The 7941-nt window shown below is 52.2% G+C and carries 5 protein-coding genes; all 5 read right to left on the bottom strand.

The features are described from left to right. Positions 1–31 precede the first annotated feature (31 nt). The 5 genes from LKK83_RS23640 to LKK83_RS23660 all read right to left on the bottom strand — a co-directional run bounded on the left by LKK83_RS23640 (position 32) and on the right by LKK83_RS23660 (position 7424). Positions 32–1147: a tetratricopeptide repeat protein gene (locus tag LKK83_RS23640; RefSeq protein WP_324633855.1), complete on the bottom strand. Its 1116-nt coding sequence runs from the start codon at positions 1145–1147 to the stop codon at positions 32–34. A 721-nt stretch (positions 1148–1868) separates the two neighbouring features. After that, positions 1869–3716 (bottom strand): DUF4335 domain-containing protein, encoded by a 1848-nt coding sequence (locus tag LKK83_RS23645; protein ID WP_324633856.1) that lies wholly within the window; start codon positions 3714–3716, stop codon positions 1869–1871. A gap of 63 nt (positions 3717–3779) precedes the next feature. Beyond that, positions 3780–4418, bottom strand: coding sequence for a DUF3038 domain-containing protein (locus tag LKK83_RS23650; RefSeq protein WP_324633857.1), 639 nt, complete (start codon positions 4416–4418; stop codon positions 3780–3782). Positions 4419–4638: 220 nt separating this feature from the next. Next, positions 4639–7098 carry an endonuclease MutS2 gene (locus LKK83_RS23655; protein ID WP_324633858.1) on the bottom strand — a complete coding sequence of 820 codons (2460 nt, stop codon included), beginning with the start codon at positions 7096–7098 and terminating at the stop codon, positions 4639–4641. Positions 7099–7199: 101 nt separating this feature from the next. Continuing rightward, a complete protein-coding gene (locus tag LKK83_RS23660) occupies positions 7200–7424 on the bottom strand; it encodes a hypothetical protein (protein WP_324633859.1) in 225 nt (74 codons plus the stop codon). Between the last annotated feature and the right edge of the window lie 517 nt (positions 7425–7941).

The raw sequence follows: 7941 nt of genomic DNA on the forward strand, positions 1-7941 counted from the left end.
CCTGGGAAATGAAAGCGCCGGTCCGAAGCGCTTACAAACTGGGTTTGAGAAAGACTAACCCACTGTAAAGGGCAAACGCATTGTCCCATACACTCGGTGCAAAGCGAAACAAATCCAGATGGGGTTTGATGCGCTCTAGCATATCTTCTTCAGGGATAGCCGTTTCAGCAAACGGCGTAAAATCCGACACCATATTTACCTGTGGCAATTGTTGCTGGATATGTTTGACTAACCTTTGCCATTTCAGGTGCATACTCATGCTATCAATCGCCGATTTGGACCGTTTGCCCGACTTATCGTCAGCGGGGATGAAAGAATAGCCATTATCAAACTCGTAGCTATCTTCGCACAGGCGCAGGATGCAACCTCGCCCATGCAGGTGCAAATCCATGACGCCGATATATTCGTGAATTTCTTGCTTGTAATTCACCTGAGTGCGACGGTGATTTTCCACCGCCACTTCTTTAAAAATCGGCAATATTCCCGAGACGATTTGACTGACTTCTGACCATTTAAAAGGTAATTTGCCCTGTTGGTCCGCTTCATTTTTGCAAATCACCGTTGCGTGGGGAGATAGGGTTTCAAAATAGTTGATGCGAAAGACGCGCAGGCGATTGATTTGTTCGAGAGTGGCGCAAAAACAGGGAATGCCAACTTGGCGCAATTCCCTGACAAATACCTGCAATTCCCCGATCGCACCAGTACGGTACATGCGCCAACTGCGCGTGGGAAGCAGCAACCGCGCCGAATAGGGTTGGAGTTGCATAATCCGCGCGAATTGCTTGGCGAGTTCGGTTTTGCGGTCCGGATTGATGGGTTCGAGAACCAATAAACCCGGTTTGAGCTGAGTGGGGTCTTGTTTCGCTTGAGCGATCGCTTGCTTTCGTCGTTCTTTCGGTATCGCTTCCACCCGCTTTAACCCAGCGCGTGCTTGGGAAATCACTTTTGGATTCCCTATCTCGCGCAACACTTTTCCGTAAGCTTTTTCGGCGGCGTCTAGCTTTCCCGTTTCTTCATAGTATTTGCCAATATAAAATCCCACCCAAGGATTCTGGGGCGATTGTTTGCGTAACGCTTTGAGTAATTTGGCGACTTCTCGATAGTCTTTGCGATCGAATGCCGCCGTTACGTCTTCTATAGAAATCATCTGTTGAGAGTTTGGGTAAGTGGCAAGCAAACACCTTGCCGAGATTGTTAAGTCTGTTTTTATGTTAGCTCGAAGTGCAATTTTCCCCGCTGTTCCAGAGGCGATCGCGGCGCTGAGGGGGGCAAAAATTACTGAGTTGCAACCAGAACTGTGCTGGGTTGGGGATTCCAGTGGCGCTTTCCCTTACCCCCCTTCATTCCTCCCGGGGGGATAAAAATGGGCAAAAAAAAACGCCCAACAAGTTGGGCGCTTGCCATCAGGGTGCATCTACTGAAATTAATATAGCATAAAAATGAGGGGTGTCACCCCCCACCCCGCTGAATTTTGTAAATTTTTGGGATTTTTAGGATTTTTATTACATCTAGTTTGCATTAATTTACTAATGTTTGACAGGGTCTCGGATAAACGCTTGATGACCGCTACGGCTTCTAAATTGTAGGTTTGTTTGGGGTCGGTGAGTGAGGTTTTCAGTCAGGTGAGGGGGGGTTAGGCATTGGAATTGGAGAAGGAGGCTGAGCCTCGGAAGGCGCGTTCCCAGGCTGAGCCTGGGAACGAGGGGGGAAGTGGGAGTAATCGAGTAAATATGCAAACTAGATGTGGATAAAAATTTTTATTTTTTTTGAAAGAAATTTGCTGGAGACGATCGCGAGAGGAAAAACCCCCCTGGGGGGTGGGCCAGGGGGGTGGAGTTGGGGGGCGATCGCGCAATTGCAGGGAAATGCTATTCCCGGAACGTTTGGACTCTGCCCTCCGGTTCGAGAACCACGCGGATGCGGAGGGTTTCCCCGTCAGGTAAGGAGGAGACAAAGGGTTTGCCGTTCAAAGGCACCCCGCTGAGTTCGATTTGCATTTTAGAAGCAACGCCGAGGGGGACGATCCGCTCAATGGAACCATCGGGATTGAGGTGCAGGATGTATTGCAACGTCTCCTCAAAGTCAGGTGGCGGTTGCCAGTTTTCTTGAAAATACGCCTTTGCCTGCGCTAATTGGGGCGGTTCGTTAAATAAAGCGTCGGTTTCCCTTGCCGGTGCGCTGGGTTCCGGGGCGATCGCCGCTGCTGGCGTTTCCCTCTCCTGTGCATCCCCCGACATCTCTGTAGGCGGCGCTTTCAACCCAGTAACATCTATCCCCTCGGCGGTGGAAATCAAGTCTTCCGGTTCGAGAATCTCCGGGGAGGGTTCGATGTCGAGTATCGGTACCGGGGGCGGTTCGTCGCTTCCGATGCTAGGAACCGGGATATCTGACGTCGGCATAGGTGGCGTGCGAGGTGCAGCGCTGATGGGGGCATCGAGTTCCGAGGGAGGGTTTGCATCCAGGGGAGGCATGACCGGTGGGGGGGAAGGAATGGGGGGCGCAGTGGTGGAGGGGTCTGCGGGAATGATTTCAAATTCTGTCCGCACTTCTTCTGGGGGGTCCGGAATCGGAGGCGCAGTGGTGGGCCGATCGCCCATCTCCGGTAATGGAGGCGGCGTGGTATTGGAGGAGAGGGGCGGCGGTACTGGTGGCACAGTGGTAGGCGGGGGCGGCGGTACTGTGGGTGGCGCAGTGGTGGTAGATGCCGATTGCGATCGCCGCTGTTGGTTCCCCTGGGCGGGGGATTCAGATGCCTCAGACTGGGGTTGCGATCGCCTCTGTTGGTTTACCTCAGAAGGGGACTCAGATGCCTCAGATTGGGGTTGCGCCGACTGCGGTGTCGGTGTGGGGGATGGAGGGGTAACGGATTCCGCTGTCGGCGTGGAGGGAGTCGGCGCAAGGGGAGAATTGCTTTCTGCTGGCGGCGAGGGTGGTGGGGGTGCCGGTGCGGGGGGTGGAGAGACGGCGGTGAGTTCCTCCTGAGTTGATGTGGCGACATTGCTTTCCATCAGGGGGGGACTCAGGAGTTTGAGTACCGAGGCGCTAACGCCGGCGGTAAATAAGGCGATCGCTGCCACTTTCCACCAAGATGCAGGGGATTTCCCGGGTTTTGCGGGTTCCCAAGTCGGCAGCGCCAATAAATCTGCCCCATAGGAATCCAGTGCTGTGGCGAGGTCAAATAATTGCAGGGTACCGAGGTTGACAACTGACCCGCTTTGTGGGGTGGCGAGTTGTCCTAAATATAAGTCATGGGAGACCAACCCGCGCGGTTTTAACCGAATCCCCCCTGCGCCATCCTCTGCCTCGGGAGTCTCTGGCGGTGATGGAAGGGTTGTGCCATTTTCCCCCATCACCTCCGTCTGAGATTGTAATTTTGTCTTCAGTTCCGAGTCTTTGGTTTGGGTATCCCACACCGAGAGTGCCGAATCGGGTTCGGAAACCAAATAACTGGCATTCAATCGCGGGGGAGATTGCTTTACAAAGTCTTGGACGTAAGTGGTAACCGCTTGATATAATTCATCGAGGGTTTGCCCGTCGCCGCGAATTGTCACTTGTTTTTCTTGGGGCAACTGCGGCGCATCAAAACTGAGTTTAAAGGTTAATTGTTGCACTGCGGGTTTACCCGTCCATTTGGAGAGGGGCGAAGTTTTCCCCTGAATTTCTAACGTACAAGTGGGGGGCGTGTACCGTCGCAAGACCGAATTAAACGAAGGCATGAGATAGGGTTGAATGGGGTATGTTAAAGCGTATGGAACGTCCAGGAGCGATCGCGGCAAAACTCATCCACGAACCGAGCGATCGATAAGCGCTAACCAGAGTCGCCGATGACCGTTTGGACCGCCGTAAAAGAGCAAATCAATGAGCAGTTTTAGCGCTAAATGAGTCAAAACTTCCGGATTAGTGTCTTCTCCATTGTCCATTCGTTCTTGATAGGTATTGCAGAAATTATCGATAAAATCGCCTAAAAGAGAGGTGGAATGGGGCGGTTTGTTTTGTTCGGTTAGCTGTTCGAGCAAGGCAACAGCACGGCGGATTAATTCGTGATTTTCTTTCGCGAGATGGCAGATAATTAATACCAGCGATCGCGCTTCTTCCACATCTAACTTTTTTCTTCCTCCCTGACTTTTTCTCAGGGGATTCGACTGCCGCAATCTCCACAAGGAGACCCGATCCATTGCCATCGGTTCTAGCTGCAAATCCGCTGCCGCTTTTAATATGGCTTCGGACCCAATTCCCGCCAAGCATTCCAGGGCCAGCAATACTAAATCGAGCTGAGCTTTGATATTATCGAGCTGTGCGGGTGCGGGAGCATTCGGCAATCCCAACTCCTGCTGCACTTCGGCGATATTCCCGGGTGCGGTTTTTGCAGGTTTTTGGCTGGATTTGCCCGCCGTGGCAATGTTCAGAATCGGGCGCATAGTGGAGGAGGAAATAAAACAACGGTAGACATTGCTTTGAAGCCGATAATCAACGGTGCAAATTCTTTTGCATCTTTACAGTGGAAATCCCCCTTGTAGAGACGAGATAAATCGCGTCTCTACTTAGGGTAAATCATCGCAAAAGGGAAGATAATTTCCCGATAAAATCGAGCCATTTGATGGGAGGAATTATTAATGTTTAATTCTCCATTTTTTGCCCTTATTTGAGATAAGCAATGGTAACACCCGTACCGCCTTCTTTTTGGCTAGCCAATTCGTAGCGGTCGATTTGCGGATGTTGTTTGAGGAACTGATGGACTCCTTCACGGAGTTTGCCGGTGCCTTTGCCGTGAATAATCCACAGTGTACCGCCCACGGGAATTCGTTCGGCGATCGCCTGTTCGAGTTGGATTTCGGCATCGGCAACCCGACTTCCTCTTAAATCGATGGTATTTTTAGACGTCCGGACGGTGGGCGCTTGTGCCGGCGGTTTCTGACTGAGCGTTTCCGAAGCGGCGGATACCTTGGTGGCGGAGGCAGCAGCGGGTTTTTTGGCGGGCATGTCCACTTTTTCCCCCTCCAAGGACTCGATTTCGCTCATCGAAACGTTCATTTTCATTAAACCAAACCGCACGGTAACTTCGCGATCGCCTTCGGAAACACTCAGCACTTCGCCCGTTTGGCCGATTTGCGGGATGCGAACCCGATCGCCCACTTGCGGTTTAAATCCCGGTTTCGGTTTGGGCGGTTTCTGGCGAGAGGGCAAATGCCGCTGCGCCACTTCGTTTAACGCTTGGGTGGCTTGGTTGGTATCTTTCCCGGTAACATTGCCTTGCTGCAAGCGACGAATCACCTGGGCAATTTCCGCTTTGGCTTCGGCGATCGCCGCTTGGATGGCTTGTTCAAGCGAGTGCTGCAACTCCCATTCGCGATCGCGCAAGGACTGTGCCTTCTGCGATACCTCCCGATAAAGCCGTTCGGTTTCGCCGAGAATATCTTCCGCTTCTCGCGCTTTCGTTTCCTGGGCGCGGCGCTGATCTTCCAACCCGGCAATCACCTGGTTGACTTCCTGAGACCCTCCGGGGGCTACCAAACTCTGCGCTCGATCCACTACCTCTGGATTTAACCCCAACCGACGGGCAATCGTCAAGGCATTGGATCGTCCCGGAATGCCCCACAGCAGTCGATAGGTGGGCTGCAAGGTAGCTTCGTCAAACTCCACTGAGGCATTTTCAAACCGTTCGTCTTCGTATTTCAGGGCTTTGAGTTCGCCGTAGTGAGTGGTGGCGATGGTCAGTTGCGCCCGCGATGCCAGATGTTGCAGCAGGGCGATCGCCAAGGCACTTCCTTCCGTCGGATCGGTTCCCGCCCCCACTTCATCCAGCAATACCAGAGATTCCGGCGTCATGGTCTCGAAAATCCGCGTAATGCGGCGAATGTGACTGGAAAAGGTGGAAAGGCTTTGTTCGAGCGATTGTTCGTCCCCGATATCGGCTAAAATCCAATCAAACCACGGCAGTTCTACCGGTTCTTTGGCAGGGATGAATAACCCGACTTTGGCCATTAATGCGATTAATCCCACGGTTTTCAGGGTCACGGTTTTCCCGCCCGTGTTCGGACCGGTAATCGCCACTACCCGAATCTGGGGCTGAATCACGACGTTAATCGGCACCACGGTTGGCCCTTGTTCGTGTTGCTGTTGCCACACTAGCAGGGGATGGCGCAGTTCTCGCAGGGTAATGGTTTGCCCGGGGGAATGATGGTTTTGAGCGCTTTGTGCCTCATCTTGTATCCCGCGTTGAAGAAAATGCGGGGGGTTTGCTTGCAACCAGGTGCTATAGCGGGCGCGTGCTGTAGCCAAATCCAGAATCGTGACGATCGCCAATAATTCTTCTAAATCTTCGGAAACTTCGGCAATCCGTTTGGTGATGGCGCGCCGGATTGCTTCTTCTTCGGTTCGTTCAAGGGCGAGCAGAACCCGCGCTTGGTTGTTCAGGGAGACGATCGCGTGGGGTTCTACATACAGGGTTGCTCCACTCATGGAGGTGTCTTGCACGATGCCGGGAATCGCATCTTTTTGCGGCGCTTTGACGGGAATTACGTAGCGATCGCCGCGTTGGGTAATCAGTTGCTCTTGCACCGCATTGCCTTGGCGCTGCATGATGCTTTGCAATCGCTGGTAAATTTGGTCTCGGTTGTGCCTCATCCGGGCGCGAATGTTGCCGAGTTCCACACTGGCGCGATCGGCAACTTTCCCTCGTTCGTCGATACAGTGATGGATTTCTTGTTCGATTTCGGGATAGGTTCGCAGATCTTCGATGAGTCCATTGAGCGCCGACAAGTCGGCGTGGGCGTCGATTGTTCGCCGCAGTTGACGCGCCCCCGATAAGGTGGTGGCAATGGCAAGCAGTTCTTCCCCAGAGAGGATGCCTTGCAAATTGGCGCGATCGAGCGAATCGCCAATATCCTGGATGCCCTCAAACGACAGTCCACCCAACAGGCGATTTTCCAATTCGTAGAGTTCTTGCGTTTGCGAAAGCAACTCTCGGGTTTGCTCGAGGCTTTCTGGGATGGGCAGGGTTTCCGCTGCCATCGCCCCCAGCTTCGTCCCGGCAAAGGTTGCCAAGTGCTCGCACAGACGGGGCCATTCTAGGAGTTCTAATGTTTCAGACTGAATCAAAGCTGATAAGCTGAATCTGAACTTGAGGTGTTTACCCCCCTACTTTAGCTTAGTTTGGGTCGCGGCGATGGGGGGCTTGACCTCCATCGGGAGTTCGCTTTTTACACCAAGCTGCTTATTATATCACAGTTTTCTCGCTTTGACAACTTTTTTCCTTTTGGATTCCCTCTCCCCTGGTGGCGAGAACCAAAATAGTGGCTTAACACCGCTTCGAGTTCCCCCGTGGGATCCCCGTCACAGGCTTCAAAAATGCCCTCGAGGGCTTCGGTGTCTCGGTGGTTTAACGGCGCAATGGCAGCACTACAGGAACGGGCGATGGAATGCATACTACATTTCCTTTCAATTCTACTTAAAGTTTTGGTAAAGCTAAATGTATTGTCTTTAAAGATAAGATTAAGTTCCGCCGCACCACTACCGGCAAACTACTCAATTCTGCGATAACCGTGAAAATACTGAGGCGATGCGTAATATTACTCAGGCGACTGTGTGGGGGGCGTTCCGATAAAGCCTAGTAGGCATTTTGCCCACCCCAACCTAGATTGAGAGCAATTCCCCACCAATTGCGTAACTCCCAAATCATCTCAAAAGGCAAAAGCGGCTTAACTGAGAAAAAATTTGCGGCTGAACATTGACAAAGACTCAGGAGGAAATGATAGAATGAGGGAAGTACAAGTCCTAGCTGCCGGCAGGAGACTTAAGCAATATTTGCATTGCATATACGTCATGGATGCAGACAAGAGTTAATTATACCTGATGTCAACTCCCCTTGTCAAGCACTCCATCGAAAAAATTTGCGGCTGAATATTGACAGAGACTCAGGAGGAAATGATAAAATTAGAGAAG

This window comes from Phormidium sp. CCY1219, assembly GCF_035615515.1.
In the GTDB taxonomy this organism is placed as follows: Bacteria; Cyanobacteriota; Cyanobacteriia; order Cyanobacteriales; family Laspinemataceae; genus CCY1219.

Coding starts and splice junctions, on each gene's coding strand:
- LKK83_RS23640 (WP_324633855.1), bottom strand. CDS start 1,147: ATGATTTCTATAGAAGACGTAACGGCGGCATTCGATCGCAAAGACTAT.
- LKK83_RS23645 (WP_324633856.1), bottom strand. CDS start 3,716: ATGCCTTCGTTTAATTCGGTCTTGCGACGGTACACGCCCCCCACTTGT.
- LKK83_RS23650 (WP_324633857.1), bottom strand. CDS start 4,418: ATGCGCCCGATTCTGAACATTGCCACGGCGGGCAAATCCAGCCAAAAA.
- LKK83_RS23660 (WP_324633859.1), bottom strand. CDS start 7,424: ATGCATTCCATCGCCCGTTCCTGTAGTGCTGCCATTGCGCCGTTAAAC.